The 15,580-nt window shown below is 67.5% G+C and carries 15 protein-coding genes; 7 read left to right on the forward strand and 8 right to left on the reverse strand.

Annotated features, from left to right (window positions below; all coding sequences use genetic code 11):
* Positions 1-11: 11 nt before the first annotated feature.
* A complete protein-coding gene (locus AC1RNQ_RS00495; protein ID WP_493168043.1) occupies positions 12-275 on the reverse strand; it encodes a hypothetical protein in 264 nt (87 codons plus the stop codon).
* Complete coding sequence (gene argH / locus AC1RNQ_RS00500) at positions 276-1,646, reverse strand: argininosuccinate lyase (protein ID WP_493169376.1); 1,371 nt, start codon at positions 1,644-1,646, stop codon at positions 276-278.
* Between the two features lie 169 nt (positions 1,647-1,815).
* On the opposite strand from argH, the gene AC1RNQ_RS00505 reads away from it, so the two are divergent.
* On the forward strand, positions 1,816-2,271 hold the full coding sequence (locus AC1RNQ_RS00505; RefSeq protein WP_493168044.1) for a TlpA family protein disulfide reductase: 456 nt from the start codon (positions 1,816-1,818) through the stop codon (positions 2,269-2,271).
* Here the strand turns inward: AC1RNQ_RS00505 and AC1RNQ_RS00510 are convergent.
* On the reverse strand, positions 2,268-2,999 hold the full coding sequence (locus tag AC1RNQ_RS00510; protein WP_493168046.1) for an IclR family transcriptional regulator: 732 nt from the start codon (positions 2,997-2,999) through the stop codon (positions 2,268-2,270). The two genes, AC1RNQ_RS00505 and AC1RNQ_RS00510, sit on opposite strands and share 4 nt — an antisense overlap.
* Positions 3,000-3,096: 97 nt before the next feature.
* On the opposite strand from AC1RNQ_RS00510, the gene AC1RNQ_RS00515 reads away from it, so the two are divergent.
* From AC1RNQ_RS00515 to AC1RNQ_RS00540, 6 genes are all read left to right on the forward strand, one after another.
* Positions 3,097-4,011: an SDR family NAD(P)-dependent oxidoreductase gene (locus AC1RNQ_RS00515; RefSeq protein WP_493168047.1), complete on the forward strand. Its 915-nt coding sequence runs from the start codon at positions 3,097-3,099 to the stop codon at positions 4,009-4,011.
* 138 nt (positions 4,012-4,149) lie between these two features.
* Positions 4,150-4,983 (forward strand): MaoC family dehydratase, encoded by an 834-nt coding sequence (locus AC1RNQ_RS00520; RefSeq protein ID WP_493168049.1) that lies wholly within the window; start codon positions 4,150-4,152, stop codon positions 4,981-4,983.
* Positions 4,980-6,419: a 3-oxoacyl-[acyl-carrier-protein] synthase III C-terminal domain-containing protein gene (locus AC1RNQ_RS00525; protein ID WP_493168050.1), complete on the forward strand. Its 1,440-nt coding sequence runs from the start codon at positions 4,980-4,982 to the stop codon at positions 6,417-6,419. The genes AC1RNQ_RS00520 and AC1RNQ_RS00525 overlap by 4 nt, the downstream gene beginning before the upstream one ends.
* A gap of 205 nt (positions 6,420-6,624) precedes the next feature.
* Positions 6,625-7,830, forward strand: coding sequence for an acetyl-CoA acetyltransferase (locus AC1RNQ_RS00530; protein WP_493168052.1), 1,206 nt, complete (start codon positions 6,625-6,627; stop codon positions 7,828-7,830).
* Positions 7,830-9,026, forward strand: coding sequence for a CoA transferase (locus AC1RNQ_RS00535; RefSeq protein ID WP_493168053.1), 1,197 nt, complete (start codon positions 7,830-7,832; stop codon positions 9,024-9,026). The genes AC1RNQ_RS00530 and AC1RNQ_RS00535 overlap by 1 nt, the downstream gene beginning before the upstream one ends.
* The gene (locus tag AC1RNQ_RS00540) at positions 9,023-10,177 is read left to right on the forward strand and encodes an acyl-CoA dehydrogenase family protein (protein WP_493168055.1); all 1,155 of its coding nucleotides are present in this window, start codon (positions 9,023-9,025) and stop codon (positions 10,175-10,177) included. Before AC1RNQ_RS00535 ends, AC1RNQ_RS00540 begins: the two co-directional genes overlap by 4 nt.
* A gap of 245 nt (positions 10,178-10,422) precedes the next feature.
* Here the strand turns inward: AC1RNQ_RS00540 and AC1RNQ_RS00545 are convergent, their stop codons facing one another.
* From AC1RNQ_RS00545 to AC1RNQ_RS00565, 5 genes are all read right to left on the reverse strand, one after another.
* Entirely contained in the window at positions 10,423-10,758 is a 336-nt protein-coding gene (locus AC1RNQ_RS00545) for a hypothetical protein (RefSeq protein WP_493168056.1), read from the reverse strand.
* A 224-nt stretch (positions 10,759-10,982) separates the two neighbouring features.
* Entirely contained in the window at positions 10,983-11,984 is a 1,002-nt protein-coding gene (locus tag AC1RNQ_RS00550) for an NAD(P)H-dependent glycerol-3-phosphate dehydrogenase (RefSeq protein ID WP_493168058.1), read from the reverse strand.
* A gap of 149 nt (positions 11,985-12,133) precedes the next feature.
* A complete protein-coding gene (locus tag AC1RNQ_RS00555; RefSeq protein WP_493168059.1) occupies positions 12,134-13,069 on the reverse strand; it encodes an alpha/beta fold hydrolase in 936 nt (311 codons plus the stop codon).
* 200 nt (positions 13,070-13,269) lie between these two features.
* Positions 13,270-14,124, reverse strand: a complete 855-nt coding sequence (locus AC1RNQ_RS00560; protein WP_493168061.1) for an alpha/beta hydrolase — start codon at positions 14,122-14,124, stop codon at positions 13,270-13,272.
* 1 nt (position 14,125) lies between these two features.
* Entirely contained in the window at positions 14,126-15,574 is a 1,449-nt protein-coding gene (locus AC1RNQ_RS00565; protein ID WP_493168063.1) for a DUF3336 domain-containing protein, read from the reverse strand.
* Between the last annotated feature and the right edge of the window lie 6 nt (positions 15,575-15,580).

The following is a 15,580-nucleotide window of genomic DNA, read 5'->3' on the forward strand; positions in this document are numbered from 1 at the left end:
CTCGGTTTCGATCAGCCCGGAGGCGGCAAGTCGAAATCGTCGGGTTCGCGTTGCTCGGAGCGTTTGAGAAGTTCGTCGCTGCGCGCGGGCTTGGCCTGCGCGTCAGGCGTCGTAAGCTCCTCCGTGGTCGGCGCGCGCTTTGCCCCGACGGGCAACGGCGCGGGCGGGTCGCCGGCGATCGGCTTCAGATCTTCCTTCTTGCCGCACGCGCCCAGCGCGCCGGTGAGCAGCGCGCCGCCGAGGACGGTCAGGACAAGGTTGCGCGGGACGCTCATTCATTCCTCCAGCGCGGCGCGGGCCGCGGCGATGGCCTGCCTTACCCGTTCGGGTGCGGTGCCGCCATAGCTTGTTCGGCTGGCGACCGACGCCTCGACAGTCAGCGCCGCGAGCGCCGCGGGGGTCACCGCGGCGTGGATCGCACGCGCTTCCGCGGGCGGCAGCGCCGACAGCTCAACGCCGAGCTGCTCGGATCGTTTCACGCAGGCGCCGACGATATGATGCGCCTCGCGGAACGGCACCCCCGCCTCGCGCACCAGCCAGTCGGCCAGGTCGGTCGCGGTCGAGAAGCCCGAGGCCGCGAGCGCGCGCATGCGGTCGGTGCGGAAGGTCAGCGTGTCGACCATGCCCGTCATCGCGGCGAGCGACAGCGCGAGCGCGTCGAAGGCGCCGAAGACCGTCTCCTTGTCGTCCTGCAGGTCCTTCGAATAGGTGAGCGGCAGGCCCTTCACGATCACGGCGAGCCGCTGAAAGGCGCCGAGCAGCAAGCCGGCGCGCCCGCGCACCAGTTCGGCGGCGTCGGGGTTGCGCTTCTGCGGCATGATCGAGCTGCCGGTCGACCAGGCGTCGGGCAGGCTGATGAAGCCGAAGGGCTGGCTCGCCCAGATCACCACTTCCTCGGCGAGGCGCGACAGATGGATCGCGGCGATCGAGGCCGAGGCGCAAAATTCGAGCGCGAAATCGCGGTCCGAGACCGCGTCGATGCTGTTCGCCATCGGCCGGTCGAAGCCGAGCGCCGATGCGGTGGCATCGCGGTCGAGCGGGAAGCTGGTGCCCGCGAGCGCCGCGGCACCGAGCGGCGATTCGTTGAGGCGCCGGGCCGCATCGGCGAAGCGCGACCGGTCGCGGCCGAACATCTCGACATAGGCGAGTAGATGATGGCCGAGCGTCACCGGCTGCGCGACCTGCAAATGCGTGAAGCCGGGCATGATGCTGCCCGCATGTTCGTCGGCGCGCGCAAGGAGCGCCGTCTGGATCGCCTTCAGCCCCGCGTCGATGCGCATGCAGGCCGTGCGCACCCACAGGCGGAAATCGGTCGCGACCTGGTCGTTGCGCGAGCGCGCGGTGTGGAGCCGCCCGGCGGGCTCGCCGATGATCTCCTTGAGCCGCGATTCGACGGTCATGTGGATATCTTCGAGCGCGAGGTCGACGGGCACGCCGTTCGCCGCGAACTCGCCCGCGATCTGCGCGAGGCCGGCGTCGATCTTGGCCGCATCGTCGGCAGAGATGATCCCCGCGGCGCCGATCATCGCGGCGTGCGCGCGGCTCGCCGCGATATCTTCTTCCCACAGGCGCTTATCGACCGGGATCGACGCGTTTATCTCTTGCATGATCGCCGCGGGACCGGCACCGAAGCGGCCGCCCCACATGCTGTTGCTGTCCGGAGATTCCGCCATCCGCCGCGTCCCAAGCCCTTACCCAACGATCCTCGCCGTGCTGCTGGCCGGATCGATCGCGGGCTGCGATAGGGAAAAGGGTGCCGGGGAGCAACCCGGAGCGCCCCAAGCAAATATTTCGGCTTCCGAAGGCAAGGCGGGGGTGACGACGTTCAAGCACCAGGTGATCCGCCGCGAAGCGGGCAAGCCCGCACCCGCGGCGACCTTCACCGGACCCGACGACGCGACGGTGACGCTCGCGGCGTTCCGCGGCAAGCCGTTGCTCGTCAACCTGTGGGCGACCTGGTGCGCGCCGTGCGTCGCCGAGATGCCGACGCTCGACAAGCTCGCCGCCGCGCAGACCGGCAAGCTGGCGGTGGTGGCGGTCGCGCAGGACCTGCAGGGCGCCGCGGTGGTCGATCCCTGGTTCGCCAAGGCGAAGCTCGCGGCGCTCGAGCCCTATCTCGATCCCGACAACCATCTGCTCGACGCCTATAACAGCGCGCTGCCGACGAGCATCCTCTATGACGCCGAAGGGCGCGAGGTGTGGCGCGTGGTGGGCGCGATCGACTGGGAGGGTGCGGAGGCGAAGGCGCTACTGGGCGAAGCGGGCTTCTAGCCCTCGGCCGACGCCGCCAGCTCGACCAGCGCGCGGCCGAGCGCCGCGACCTCGGCGGCGGCGCGCGATCCCGCGAAGAAGCTTGCCGAGGCGCAATATTCGGCGCCGCGGCCCGGCACGACCGCCGCCAGCGTCCAGATGCCGATATGGGTATGGCCCTCGTCGAGCGCATAACCCGCCTGCGCGGCGACCCCGATCTGCGCGGCATAGTCGGCGAAGCTGACGGGCTTCTCCCAGCGCACCCCCGCAAAGCGCCGCGCGATCTCCGCCTCGCCCGCTGCCTGCGCCGCGGCGATCGCGCGGCCGACCGCGCCGCCGCCGAGCGGCTGGCGCTGCCCCTGCGCGAGGTGGATGCGCAGCACGGCATTGCTCTCGGCATAGGCGACGAGCTGCAGCCGGTCCTTCGAGGCGACCTGCCACAGCCCCGCGGTCACGCCATGTTCCTGCGCGAAACGCGCCATCAGCGGGCGCAGCCGGTCGATCATCCGCCGCGCGTCGCCGTCGCGCAGCAGCCCCGAGCGCGCCCAGCCGTCGGCTAGGCGATAGCGCTTCCCCGGCGCCTCGCGCACCACCGCGCCCTCGGCGACGAGCGTGCCGAGCAGATTGAAGCAGGAGGAAGCGCCGAGCCCGAGCGCGCGACCGATGTCCGACAGCGTCATCGGGTCGCGCTCGGCGAGAAGCCGTAGCACGGCAAAGGCCTGCGACACCGATCTGACCTCGCCCGACACACCGCATCCTTTTCACAAATATGAAACTGCTATTCTTTATATTGAAGTGTGCGCAAAGCTCAACTAGCCGGTTTTCCACCAACGAAGGGAGAGTCGCATGGGCATGCTGGACGGCAAGGTGGTCGCGGTGACGGGCGCGGGACGCGGCGTCGGGCGCGAGATCGCATTGCTCTGCGCCAAGGAAGGCGCGGCGGTCGTCGTCAACGACCTCGGCGGGACCGCCGAAGGCGAAGGCGCCGACCTCAGCCCCGCGCAGGAAACGGTCAACGACATCAAGGCCGCGGGCGGCAAGGCGCTGGCGAACGGCGCGAGCGTCGCCGACCCCAAGGGCGCGGCGAGCATCGTCGAGGATGCGGTGCAGGCGTTTGGCCGTATCGACGCGGTGGTGAACAACGCCGGCATCCTGCGCGACCGCATCTGGCACAAGATGAGCCATGAGGACTGGAACGCGGTGATCGACGTCCACCTCAACGGCTGCTTCAACGTGTCGAAGGCCGCGACACCCTATTTTCGCGATCAGGGGTCGGGCAGCTTCATCCACTTCACCTCGACCAGCGGGCTGATCGGCAATTTCGGCCAGGCCAATTATTCGGCGGCGAAGCTGGGCATCGTCGGGCTGTCGCAGTCGATCGCGCTCGACATGGCGCGCGCCGGAGTGCGCTCCAACTGTATCGCGCCCTTCGCGTGGAGCCGGCTGATCGCGACGATCCCCGCGACCAACGAGGCCGAAGCGCTGCGCATCGAGCGGATGAAGACGATGACCGCCGACAAGATCGCCCCGCTCGTCGCCTTCCTCGCGAGCGATGCGTCGAAGGAAGTGTCGAACCAGGTGTTCGGCGTGCGCAAGAACGAGATTTTCCTCTTCTCGAAACCGCGCCCGATCCGGTCGATGCAGAAGAGCGAAGGCTGGACCGCGCAGGCGATCGCCGACGAGATGCTCCCGGCGTTCCGGGGGAGCTTTGCCGACCCCGCCGAGCGGTCGGGGGACGTGTTCGGCTATGATCCGATTTGATGCGATCCTCCCCCAAGGGGGGAGGGGGACCACCCGAAGGGTGGTGGAGGGGTACGTGAGGCCATACGCTGCGCATGATCGAGGGTACCCCTCCACCATGCTTCGCATGGTCCCCCTCCCCGTTCCGGGGAGGAGCTTATGATCGATTCGCAAGCCCTCCTCTCAATGCCCCCCATCGTCACGCGGCAGGCGCTGACCAAGCGCGACACCATCCTCTATGCACTCGGTATCGGCGCCACCGAACTCGATTTCCTGTTCGAGGAACGGCTCAAGGCCTTGCCGACGATGGCGGTGACGCTCGGCTATCCGGGCTTCATCTGGCGCGACCCGGCGCTCGGCACGAACTGGCAGAAAATCCTGCACGGCGAGCAGTCGACGATCCTCCACGCCCCTCTTCCGGTCGAGGGCGAGATCGTCGGATCGACGGTGATCGAGGCGCTCTACGACAAGGGCGCGGACAAGGGCGCGCTCGCGATGGTGACGCGCGAGATCCACGACGGCGTGGGCACGCATCTCGCGACCTCGCGCTCGATGACCTTCCTGCGCGGCGACGGCGGCTTCGGCGGATTGGCCGAGGGCGCGCCGGTGCCGCATCCGCTTCCCGACCGCGCGCCCGATGCCATCGTCACGCTGGCGACCGCCGCGAACCAGGCGCAAATTTATCGCCTGTCGGGCGACCTCAACCCGCTGCATATCGATCCCGATGTCGCCAGGGCGGGCGGCTTCGACGCGCCGATCCTCCACGGGCTTGCGACCTATGGCGTGATCGGGCGCGCGTTGCTCGCCGCGCGCTGCGGCAACGAGCCGGCGCGGCTAAAACGCCTCGACGGCCGCTTTTCGTCGCCGGTCTATCCCGGCGAAACGATCGAGACCTCGATCTGGGACGAAGAGGGTGGCAAGCTCGCCTTCCGCGCGCGTGTTGTCGAGCGCGACAAGATTGTTTTCACCAACGGCTATGCGGAGACGGCATGAGCGATTTCGGAATCCTGGCGTTCGGCGCCTATGTGCCGATCACCCGGCTGCAGCGCAGCGCGATCCATGCGACCAACTCTTGGTTCGCCGGCGGGCTGCGCGGGCTCGCCAAGGGCGAGAAGGCGGTCGCCAACTGGGACGAGGACAGCGTCACCATGGCGCTCGAGGCGGCGCGCGATGCGCTCGGCGGCATCGACCGGGCGGGCGTGCAGCGCGTCGCCATCGCCTCGACCACCCTGCCCTTTGCCGACCGCCAGAATGCCGGCATCGTCAAGGAAGCGCTGAACCTGCCCGATGCGGTCGGCGCGCTCGACGTCGCGGGATCGCAGCGCGCGGCGACCTCGGCGCTGCTCGCCGCGCTCGGCGGGAATGACACCACGCTGGTCACTGCGGCGGAAATCACCACACCCAAGCCCGCATCCGAACGCGAGATGACGAGCGGCGACGCCGCTGCTGCAATCCTCGTCGGCACCGGCACCCCGCTCGCGAAACTCGTCGCCAGCCACAGCGTGACGGTCGATTTCGTCGACCATTTCCGCGAAGCGGGCGAAGCGCATGACTATGACTGGGAAGCGCGCTGGGTGCGCGACGAAGGGTTCGCGCGGATCATGAACCCCGCGATCGCGGCGCTGCTCAAAAAGGCGGGCGTCGAGGGCGGAGCGATCGACCATTTCCTCGTCCCCGTCGCGGTCAAGGGCGTCCCCGAGATGCTCGCCAAGAAAGCCGGCATCGCCGAGGGCGCGGTCGCCGACACGCTGGGTGCCAGCCTCGGCCATGCCGGCGCGGCGCATGCGCTGGTGATGCTGGCGGCGGCGCTCGAAACGGCGAAGGCGGGCGAGCGCATCCTGCTCGCGAGCTTCGGCCAGGGCTGCGACCTGTTGCTGTTCGAGGTCACCGGCGCGATCGGATCGGTGAAGCCGCGGCTCGGCGTCTCGGGCTGGCTCGCGCGGCGGATCGAGTCGAGCAATTACGCCAAATATCTCTTCCACCGCGGGCTGCTCCAGCTCGACCGCGGCGCACGCGCCGAGCATGACAGCAAGACCGCGCTGACCGCGCTGTGGCGCAACCGCAAGGCGGTGCTCGGCCTCGTCGGCGGGCGCTGCACCAAGACCGGCACGGTGCAGTTCCCGAAGAGCGAGGTCAGCGTCAACGCCAACGAGCATGCCGTGGGCACGCAGGAGGATTATCCGCTCGCCGAAGTGCCGGCGAAGGTGATGACCTGGACCGCCGACGCGCTCACCTACTCGCCCGACCCGCCGAGCTACTATGGCAATATCGACTTTGTCGGCGGCGGGCGCATGATGGCCGAATTCACCGATTTCGCGGACGATGCACTCGACGTCGGCGCCGATTTGCGGATGATGTTCCGCATCAAGGCGTTCGACGAGAACCGCGGGTTCAGGCGGTATTTCTGGAAGGCGGCGCCGGCTTTCTGATTTACCCCTCTCCCCTTGCGGGAGAGGGTTGCGAAGACTTGGCAGCTTGCTGCCTAGTCGAAGCTGGGTGAGGGGTTGCGGTCGCACGCGACCGCGCGAGCCAGAGGCTCGCAGGCCCCCTCATCCAACTGCGCCTAGCGCCTTCGGCGCAAGGCTCCGTATCCTTCTCCCGCAAGGGGAGAAGGGATGGAATAGGAGACGACAAATGGCTAAAGGTATTCGCGATAAAGTCGCCATTTTGGGCATGGGCTGCGCCAAGTTCGGCGAACGCTGGGACAAGGACGAGGATCAGCTGATGCTCGAGGCCTATGAGGAGGCGATGGCCGACGCCGGGATCGAGGCGAGCCAGATCGACGCCGCCTGGCTGGGCGCCGCGTTCGACGCGCAGAATATCGGGCCGAGCGGCATCCCGCTCGCGGTCGCGCTGCGCCTGCCCGACATCGGCGTCACCAAGGTCGAAAATTACTGTGCCAGCGGCACCGAAAGCTTTCGCGGTGCGGTCTATGCGGTCGCCTCGGGCGCCTGCGACATCGCGCTCGCGATGGGGGCGGAGAAGCTCAAGGACACCGGCTATGGCGGCCTGCCCGTCCGCACCCGCGGCACGACGCACGACATGGTCGGGATCACCGGGTCGGCGCCGGGCAATTTCGCGCAGCTCGCGAGCGCCTATCGCGGCGTCCATGGCGTCGGCAAGGACGACCTCAAGCGTGCGATGGCGCATGTCTCGGTCAAGAGCCATGCGAACGGCGCGAAAAACCCCAAGGCGCATCTGCAGAAAGCGGTGACGATGGAGCAGGTGCTGAACGCACCGATGATCGCCGAACCGCTCGGCCTGTTCGACTGCTGCGGGGTCAGCGACGGCGCCGCCTGCGCGATCGTCACCACGCCCGAAATCGCGCGCGCGCTCGGCAAGACCGACATCGTGACGGTGAAGGCGCTCCAGCTCGCGACCTCGAACGGCTGGGAGATGCAGGCGCAGGGCTGGAACGGCAGCTATTTCCACACCACGCGCGTCGCCGCGACCAAGGCCTATGACGAGGCGGGGATCACCGATCCGCGCGCGCAATTGAGCCTGATCGAGGTCCATGACTGCTTCTCGGTCACCGAACTGGTGACGATGGAGGATCTCCACATCTCGAAGGAAGGCCAGGGCTGGCGCGACGTGCTCGACGGCTTTTACGATAGCGACGGGTCGATCCCGTGTCAGATCGACGGCGGACTGAAATGCTTCGGCCATCCGATCGGCGCGTCGGGGCTGCGCATGATCTACGAGAATTATCTCCAGATTCTCGGCCGCGCGGGCGAGCGGCAGCGGCAGGATAATCCGGTGTTTGCGCTCAGCCACAATCTGGGCGGAATGCCGAACCAGAATGTGTCGTCGATCGCGATCATCGGTCGCGCGGATGCCTGATGTATAACCTCCTCCCCAATCTCTCGGTCATAGAGGCTTCCTCGTTTGTCGCCTCGCCGACCGCGGGGCTCTATCTCGCGCAGATGGGGGCGGAGGTGATCCGCGTCGACCAGATCGGCGGCGGCCCCGATTTCCGGCGCTGGCCGGTGACCGAGAACAATGATTCGCTCTATTGGGAGAATCTCAACCGCGCGAAAAAGTCGGTCGCGCTCGACCTCGGCCGGCCCGAAGGGCGCGAACTGCTGCAGGCGCTGGTGCGTTCGACCGGCCAGTTCGTCACCAACTTCCCCGTCGGCGGTTTCCTGTCGCACGAGGTGCTCGCCGAGGGCCGACCCGACCTGATCACCGTCCGCGTGATGGGCTGGGCCGACGGCTCGCCCGCGCTCGACTATACGGTGAACAATGCGGTCGGTTATCCGATGCTGACCGGCGCGGGGCCCGAACCGGTCAACCATGTGCTGCCCGCCTGGGACCTGCTGACCGGCGCCTATGCCGCCTTCGCGCTGATGGCGGCGATCCAGCGCCGCGCCGCGACCGGCGAAGGCGGCGAGGTGCGGCTGCCGCTTTCCGACATCGCGATCGGCACCGTCGCCAATCTCGGCGGCATCGCCGAGGTGCTGTATGGCGGGGCGAACCGGCCGCGGCTCGGCAATGCCGTCTATGGGCTGTTCGGGCGCGACTTCGTGACGCGCGACGGGCAGCGGACGATGATCGTCGTCGTTACGCCGCGGCAATGGGCGAACCTCATCGCCGCACTGCACCTTGGCGAAGCCGTCGCCGCGATCGAGGCGGAACGCGGCATGTCCTTCGCCAGCGACGACGGGCTGCGCTTCGACCACCGCGACGCGCTCTATCCTTTGTTCGAGGTGGCAATCGCCGCGCGCGATCACGCCGATCTCGCCGCCGCCTTCGACGCGGGCGGGATCGTGCATTCGCCCTATCGTACGATGCTCGACGCCGCGAACGACCCGGCGCTGGTCGCGGAGAACCCGATCTTCGGCGCGGCGGCGAACCCCAGCGGCTTCGCCTATCCCGCGGCGGGCGCCTTCGCGACCATCCCGCAGGCCGAGCGCGCGCCGCCCGCCCCCGCCCCGCGCAACGGCGAGCATAGCGAAAAGGTGCTCGCCGAGCGGCTCGGCCTTTCCAGCGGCGCGATCGCCGCGCTCATCGACAAGGGACTGGTCCACCAGGCATGACCCACGACTATACCGCCGTCCGCGAAGAGGTCGCCAAGCTCTGCGCGCAATTCCCCGGCCCCTATTGGCAGGCGAAGGATCGCGCACGCGAATATCCGAGCGAGTTCGTCGCGGCGCTCGGCGAGGCGGGCTATCTCGCCGCGCTGATCCCCGAGGAATATGGCGGCGCGGGCCTGCCGCTCTCGGCCGCCGCGGCGATCCTCGAGGAGATCCAGCGGCAGGGCTGCAACGGCGGCGCGGTCCATGCGCAAATGTATGTGATGGGCACCGTGCTCCGCCACGGGTCGGAGGAGCAGAAGGCGCGCTACCTGCCGCGCGTCGCGACCGGCGAACTCAGGCTGCAGGCGTTCGGGGTCACCGAACCGACGAGCGGCACCGATACGCTGAGCCTGAAGACGACCGCCAAGAAAGACGGCGACGACTATGTCGTCAACGGCCAGAAACTGTGGACCAGCCGCGCCGAGCATAGCGACCTGATGATCCTGCTCGCGCGCACCACCCCGCGCGAGGAGGCCGCGAGCCGCACCGAGGGCCTGTCGGTGTTCCTCGTCGACATGAAGGAAGCGCTCGCCGCGGGTACGCTGTCGATCCGGCCGATCGACACGATGATGAACCATGCGACGACCGAAATCTTCTTCGACAACATGCGCATCCCCGCCGCCAATCTGATCGGCGAGGAGGGCAAGGGTTTCCGCTACATCCTGTCGGGCATGAATGCCGAGCGGCTGCTGATCGCCGCCGAATGCATCGGCGATGCCAAGTGGTTCATCGAGAAGGCCTCGAGCTATGCCAAGGAGCGCGTGCTGTTCGGGCGCCCGATCGGGCAGAATCAGGGCGTGCAATTCCCCATCGCGCGCGCCTATGCGCAGATGCGCGCCGCCGAACTGCTCGTCCATGACGGCATCGCCAGATATGAGGCGGGCGAAAATGCGGGCGCCGAGGCCAATATGGCCAAGATGCTCGCCGCCGAGGCGAGCTGGGCCGCGGGCGAGGCGTGCATCCAGACCCACGGCGGTTTCGGCTTCGCCGCCGAATATGACATCGAACGCAAGTTCCGCGAAACGCGCCTCTATCAGGTCGCGCCGATCAGCACGAACATGATCCTGTCCTATGTCGCGGAGCATGTGCTGGGGATGCCGCGGAGTTATTGAAGAAGCGATCCTCCCCCGCAGGGGGAGGGGGACCATGCGAAGCATGGTGGAGGGGTACGGGAGGTCATGCGCCGCGCCCGACTGCACGTGCCCCTCCACCACCCTTCGGGTGGTCCCCCTCCCCGTGCCGGGGAGGATCGCTTCGGCAATCGAAACCTACCCAAGAGAAAGGGCGCGCGCCCCATGTGACACCCGCCCTTCCCTTGCGACCCGGAAGTCTCCCTCCGGGGAACTGATGGCGCGGCTCAGCCGCCGACCGTCACGCGGCCGGTGCGATAGCCTTTCTTGCGCATTTCCTTGACATAATCCTTGTCGGCGTCGGCCACCTCGACGGTCCACTCGTCCCACGCGTCCCAGCGGTCCTCGCGGTCGGTCGCGTGGCGCAGGTCGCTGACCAGCTCCTTCTCGGCCTCCATGATATCGGCTTTGTAATTATACCAATATTGGTTGTAGACGCCCGCGATCGGCGCCGAGCGTACCGGCGGCGGATCGAATCCCGGCGGCATCGAGCCATAGGGAACCGCGGCGAAGGCGCCAGCGGGGAGCGCCAGGCAAATTGCCAGAGTGGTCCACTTTTTCATCGTCCATCTCCTGATTGACACGCCCGGATGATGCGGGTCGCAGGAAGAACGAGCCAGCGGGCCGATTTCTTCCCGGCTCGACGGAGATTCGGAACGTCTGGCGGTGAAATCGCCGAAAAAACCATCGCCCACCCTTCCCACCGGCTTCGCCGGCGGGCCCCTTCCCTCTCCCGCCGGGAGAGGGAGGGAGGCGCGAAGCGCCGGAAGGGTGAGGGCGGTGGTTTCTATCCCGGGTGCGCTTCGTCGCCCACCGACGAGCGGAGGAGACCGCGAAACACCTCCTGCGCGTCGCGCTTGCCCTGCGTCACGTCGTATACGTCCTGCGCAATCGGCATCGCGAGGCCGTGCTTTTCGGCGAGCGCGATCACCGTCGGCGCGCTCTTCACGCCCTCGGCGACCATGTTCATCCCCGCGATGATGTCGTCGATCTTGCGCCCCTTGCCCAGTTCGACGCCGACATGGCGGTTGCGGCTCAAGGGGCTGGTGCAGGTCGCGATCAGGTCGCCCATGCCGGTGAGCCCCGCGAAGGTCTCGGCGCGCCCGCCCATCGCAACGCCCAGCCGGGTGATCTCGGCCAGCCCGCGCGTCATCAGCGCCGAGCGGGTGTTGTCCCCTGCCCCCAGCCCGTCGCCCATGCCGACCGCGATCGCGATGATATTCTTGAGCACCCCGCCGAGCTCGCAGCCGAGCAGGTCGGTGTTGGTGTAGACGCGGAACAGCCCCGAATGGAACACCGGCTGGAGCGCACGCACGACGATCTCGTCCTCCATCGACAAGACGCTCGCCGCCGCTTGCCCGGCCATGATCTCGCGCGCGAGGTTGGGGCCGGTGAGCACGCCGACCGGATGGCCGGGCAGCACTTCCTCGATCAGCTCGGTCATGCGCTTGCCCGACGCGAGTTCGAGGCCTTTGGTCAGGCTGATCACCGGCACCCAGGGGCGGAGATGCGCCTTCGCCTCCTCGAGCACCCCGCGGAAGCTGTGCGAGGGCACGCCCATCACGAGCACATCGGCGCCCGCGACGACCGCGGCCATGTCGTTCGTCGCGCGCAGCGCCGACGGCAAGGTGATGCCGGGGAGATATTTTCTGTTTTCGCGCGAGCCATTGATGCTCGCGACGGTTTCGGCGTCGCGCGCCCACAGAGTGATCGGCGCATTGCGCGACACCACCGCCGCCACCGTCGTGCCCCAGCTGCCCCCGCCGAGCAGGCCGACCTTCAACCGCATGAACCGCTCTCCCTGTTTTTCGCGAGAGTGGCGAGTGATTGGGAGGTTGGCAAGCTGGGCTCTCATTTCGTCATCCCGGACTTGATCCGGGATCCGCCTTTTTCTTCAAGACAAGGCGGGCCCCGGGTCAAGCCCGGGGTGACGGCGGTTTATGGATGCCTGGCAAGAAAGCCCTTCATCACCGCGGCGGTCGCTTTCGGATCCTCGATCATCGGGACATGGCCGACATGTTCGAAGATATGGCTCTGGCTCCCCGCTATGCCGGCTTCGAGCACCGGTACGCAGCTGACGTCGAGCAGCCGGTCGTGGCGGCCCCAGATGATCAAGGTCGGCGCCCTGACCTCGCCCAGCCGGTCGTTGAGCGGATGGTCGCGGCCCTCGTTGGCGATGATCCAGAAGATGGTGTCGAGCTGGTCGCGATATTTGAGCGCGTCGGCATAGAAGACGGGCTTGAGTCGCGCCGGCACATAGGGCGGCTTGTGCACCACCATCGCGACCAGCCGGTCGGCATCCTCCAGGCTCGCCAGCACCAGCGGGTTATAATCCTCGTTCGCCGCCTGTTTCTGGAGGTCGCTCTGGTTCGCGCCATTGACCCCGGCGTTGTCGAGCAGGGTCAGGCTGGCGAGCGCGTGGGGATAGTCGAGCGCATAACGCAGCGCGATCCAGCCGCCCATGCTGTTGCCCGCCAAATGCGGACGCTGGAGCCCCAGCGTATCGGCGAACTGCTTGAGCCGCGTGGTCTGTGCCGCGATATCATAGGCGAGTTCGGGGTTGCGCTCATTCTGGCCGAAGCCCGGCAGATCGGGCGCGATGACATGATAGTCGCGCGTAAGATGCGGCGCGATCATCGACCAATTATCCTTGTCGCCCGCGAAGCCGTGGACGAGCAGCAGCAAGGGTTTCGACGGATCGCCGCCCTCCAGATAGGGCCAGTCGCGGCCGTCGACCGTCACGCTCTTCTGCACCGTCCCGCCGCGCTTGCGCAGCATCCAGCGGCCGAAGGCGACGAGCCGGCCGGGGAAGAGGAAGTAGAGCAAGGCCAGCGTGATCAGCGGCGCGACGATCAGGACGAGAAGGATACGCATGGGACTTCCTAAAGCCCCTCCCCTTTAGGGGAGGGGGGTGTTGGGTCGGTCATGCCCCCGGCATGACCTGGATCAGCCGGGGGCTGATCCACCCAACGCCGGTGGGGGCTTGCGGCGTAGCGCAAGGCCGATGGCCCCCACCCGCTGCAACTAGCCAGCAAGCTAGCAAGTTTCGCTACCCTCCCCTGAAGGGGAGGGCGTTATTGTGGCCGCAGAACATGCGCGTCGAACCAGCCGACCAGATCGTCCAGCACCGCATCGCGTTCGGGCTCGTTGTAGATTTCGTGGAACAGGCCCGGGTAGATTTTCAGAATCTTGTCGGCCGATCCGACATGGTCGAACAGATATTGCGACCCCGCGACCGACGCGAGGCTGTCCTTGTCGCCATGCTGGAGCAGGATCGGGAGCGTGATCCTGGGCGCGCCGGCCTGCGCCGCGGCCATCGCGTCCATGAACTCCTTGCCGAGCCGCGCGCCGATCTTGCCGGTGTAGACGAGCGGGTCGGCGAGATAGGCGGCGACCACCGCCGGATCGCGGCTGACACCATTGGCGTCGAGCGCGAGCACCCCGAGGCGCGGGAAGAAGCGCGACAGGAAACGGCTGATCCAGATCGTGAAGCGCGACGGCGGTGCGCCGGGCACGATCGCGGGGCCCGACAGCGCCGCGGCGGCGAACGCCGACTGGCGCTCGATCAGGAACAGGGTCGAGATCAGCCCGCCCATGCTGTGGCCGAGCAGCAGCCGCGGCGTGTCGCCATGGTTGACCTCGACGAGGGTCAGCAGTTCGGCCATGCCGTCGGTGAAGGCGCTAAAGCGCGGCACGAAACCGGGGGTGCCGTCGGAGCGGCCATGCCCCCAATGGTCGATCGCATAGACGGCATAGCCCGCATCGGTCAGCCGCTTCGCGACATGGTCGTAGCGCCCGGCATGTTCGGCATAGCCATGTGCGAGCAGCACGACCGCCTTGGGGAGCCCCGCTGGTAGCCAGTGAGTGATGTGGAGCCTCGCGCCAGCGCCGGCCGATCCGGCGGGCAGGATCACCGCGCCGTCCGCCACCTCAGCGCACCGCCTTTTTCAACGCGGCGCTACGATGCCCCGGGCCGTCGTCGCCGGCCTTGTCTAGCTTCGCCAAAATGCCCTCCAGCGCACGGCTGATCGCGGTCTGGGTGCGCACCATTTCGACCTTGGGCCAGGCGGTGCGCTGGCCGGTGTCGATCAGCTCGTCGATATCCTCCTGCGCCAGGTCCGACAGGATTTTGGCCGGCGACCAGAATTTGGGCGGACGGATGATGTTGATGTCGCCGGTATATTCCTGGTTGATCACCGAGCGCGCCAGATTGGCGATGCTGTTGATCGGGGGAACCCATTCGAGCGGCTTCTGGAAGATGATCATATTGGCATTGAGCCACGCCTTGAAGGTCGCCATCGACGCATGCTGGATTGCCTCGATCGGCGCCATCTGCTTGCGCGTATCGGTCGCGAAGGGCAGTGCGATCGGGTTCGCCTGGCTGACGATATGATGGTTGACGCCGTAGAGGCGCTCGAGCCGCTTGGTCGGGATATCGTGGGTCACCGACCCGTCGACCCAGCGCCGGTCGGGCTGGTAAGGCACGCGCGCGCCCTTTTCGTCGCGCGCCATCAGCATCACCGGCGGGAAGACCCCGGGCACCGCGCACGATGCCAGCACCGCTTCGCGGATCAGCACATTGGGCGCGGTGATCGCGTTGAGCATACGCCCGTTCTGATGTTTTTCGGCGGGCGCGACCGAGACGTTCAAATGGCGGCCGCTGATCTCATAGGCTTCCTGGAAGGTCAGGTCGGGGATCAGGTCGGCGAGGCGACCGCGCACCTCGTCGGGCGCAAGGCGGCGCGTATCGGGGCTGCGGTCGGGGTTGGCGAGACGGTCGCTCGCGAGAAAGGCGCCGATGTCGGCATTCTTGCGCGTGCACACCACCGCGGCGACGATCGAGCCGCCGCTGGCGCCCGACATGATCGCGGGCAAGACGCCTTCTTCCCAAAGCGCCTTCACGACGCCGATGTGGAAGAACAGGAAGCTGCCCGAGCCCGACAGCAGGAGCGCCGAGCGGCCGTAGCAATGCTGCGCGCGGCGGAAGAAGTCGCGCTTTTCCTCGCGGCCGATGCTGCGCGACGCCGCGATCTTGTCGAGCGCCGACACCACCTCGGCGACATAATCCTCGATCAGCGTCTTGGTGCCGAAGCGCGCCTTTGCATAGAGGCGCTCGTGCCCCATGCCGTCGATATTGCCATGGATGCCCTCGTTGAGGACAAAGAGCAGTCCCTTGACGTCACCCGCCGCCGACAGGCTGCGCAGCCGCTCGAGCCGGGCACGGATCGCCTTGTAATCGAAATGCTTGCTCTCGTCGGCGTCGCGCCACGCCTGCATCCCCGATTTCCGGTCGTGCTCGCGCGCGGCCTTCGACCAGGCGGCGTAGTCGGACGCGGTCACAAGATCGCGGTCGGCGCTGAGCGTCGGAGTGAAGAGCATTCAGTG

It is taken from the genome of Sphingopyxis sp. GW821-FHT12F08 (assembly GCF_058806755.1).

Excerpts from the sequence above, each read along its gene's own strand:
- AC1RNQ_RS00565 (WP_493168063.1), bottom strand. The coding sequence starts at position 15,574 with ATGCTCTTCACTCCGACGCTCAGCGCCGACCGCGATCTTGTGACCGCG.
- AC1RNQ_RS00515 (WP_493168047.1), top strand. The coding sequence starts at position 3,097 with ATGGGCATGCTGGACGGCAAGGTGGTCGCGGTGACGGGCGCGGGACGC.
- AC1RNQ_RS00520 (WP_493168049.1), top strand. The coding sequence starts at position 4,150 with ATGATCGATTCGCAAGCCCTCCTCTCAATGCCCCCCATCGTCACGCGG.
- AC1RNQ_RS00495 (WP_493168043.1), bottom strand. The coding sequence starts at position 275 with ATGAGCGTCCCGCGCAACCTTGTCCTGACCGTCCTCGGCGGCGCGCTG.
- AC1RNQ_RS00530 (WP_493168052.1), top strand. The coding sequence starts at position 6,625 with ATGGCTAAAGGTATTCGCGATAAAGTCGCCATTTTGGGCATGGGCTGC.
- AC1RNQ_RS00555 (WP_493168059.1), bottom strand. The coding sequence starts at position 13,069 with ATGCGTATCCTTCTCGTCCTGATCGTCGCGCCGCTGATCACGCTGGCC.
- AC1RNQ_RS00545 (WP_493168056.1), bottom strand. The coding sequence starts at position 10,758 with ATGAAAAAGTGGACCACTCTGGCAATTTGCCTGGCGCTCCCCGCTGGC.
- AC1RNQ_RS00525 (WP_493168050.1), top strand. The coding sequence starts at position 4,980 with ATGAGCGATTTCGGAATCCTGGCGTTCGGCGCCTATGTGCCGATCACC.
- AC1RNQ_RS00550 (WP_493168058.1), bottom strand. The coding sequence starts at position 11,984 with ATGCGGTTGAAGGTCGGCCTGCTCGGCGGGGGCAGCTGGGGCACGACG.
- argH (WP_493169376.1), bottom strand. The coding sequence starts at position 1,646 with ATGTGGGGCGGCCGCTTCGGTGCCGGTCCCGCGGCGATCATGCAAGAG.
- AC1RNQ_RS00535 (WP_493168053.1), top strand. The coding sequence starts at position 7,830 with ATGTATAACCTCCTCCCCAATCTCTCGGTCATAGAGGCTTCCTCGTTT.
- AC1RNQ_RS00540 (WP_493168055.1), top strand. The coding sequence starts at position 9,023 with ATGACCCACGACTATACCGCCGTCCGCGAAGAGGTCGCCAAGCTCTGC.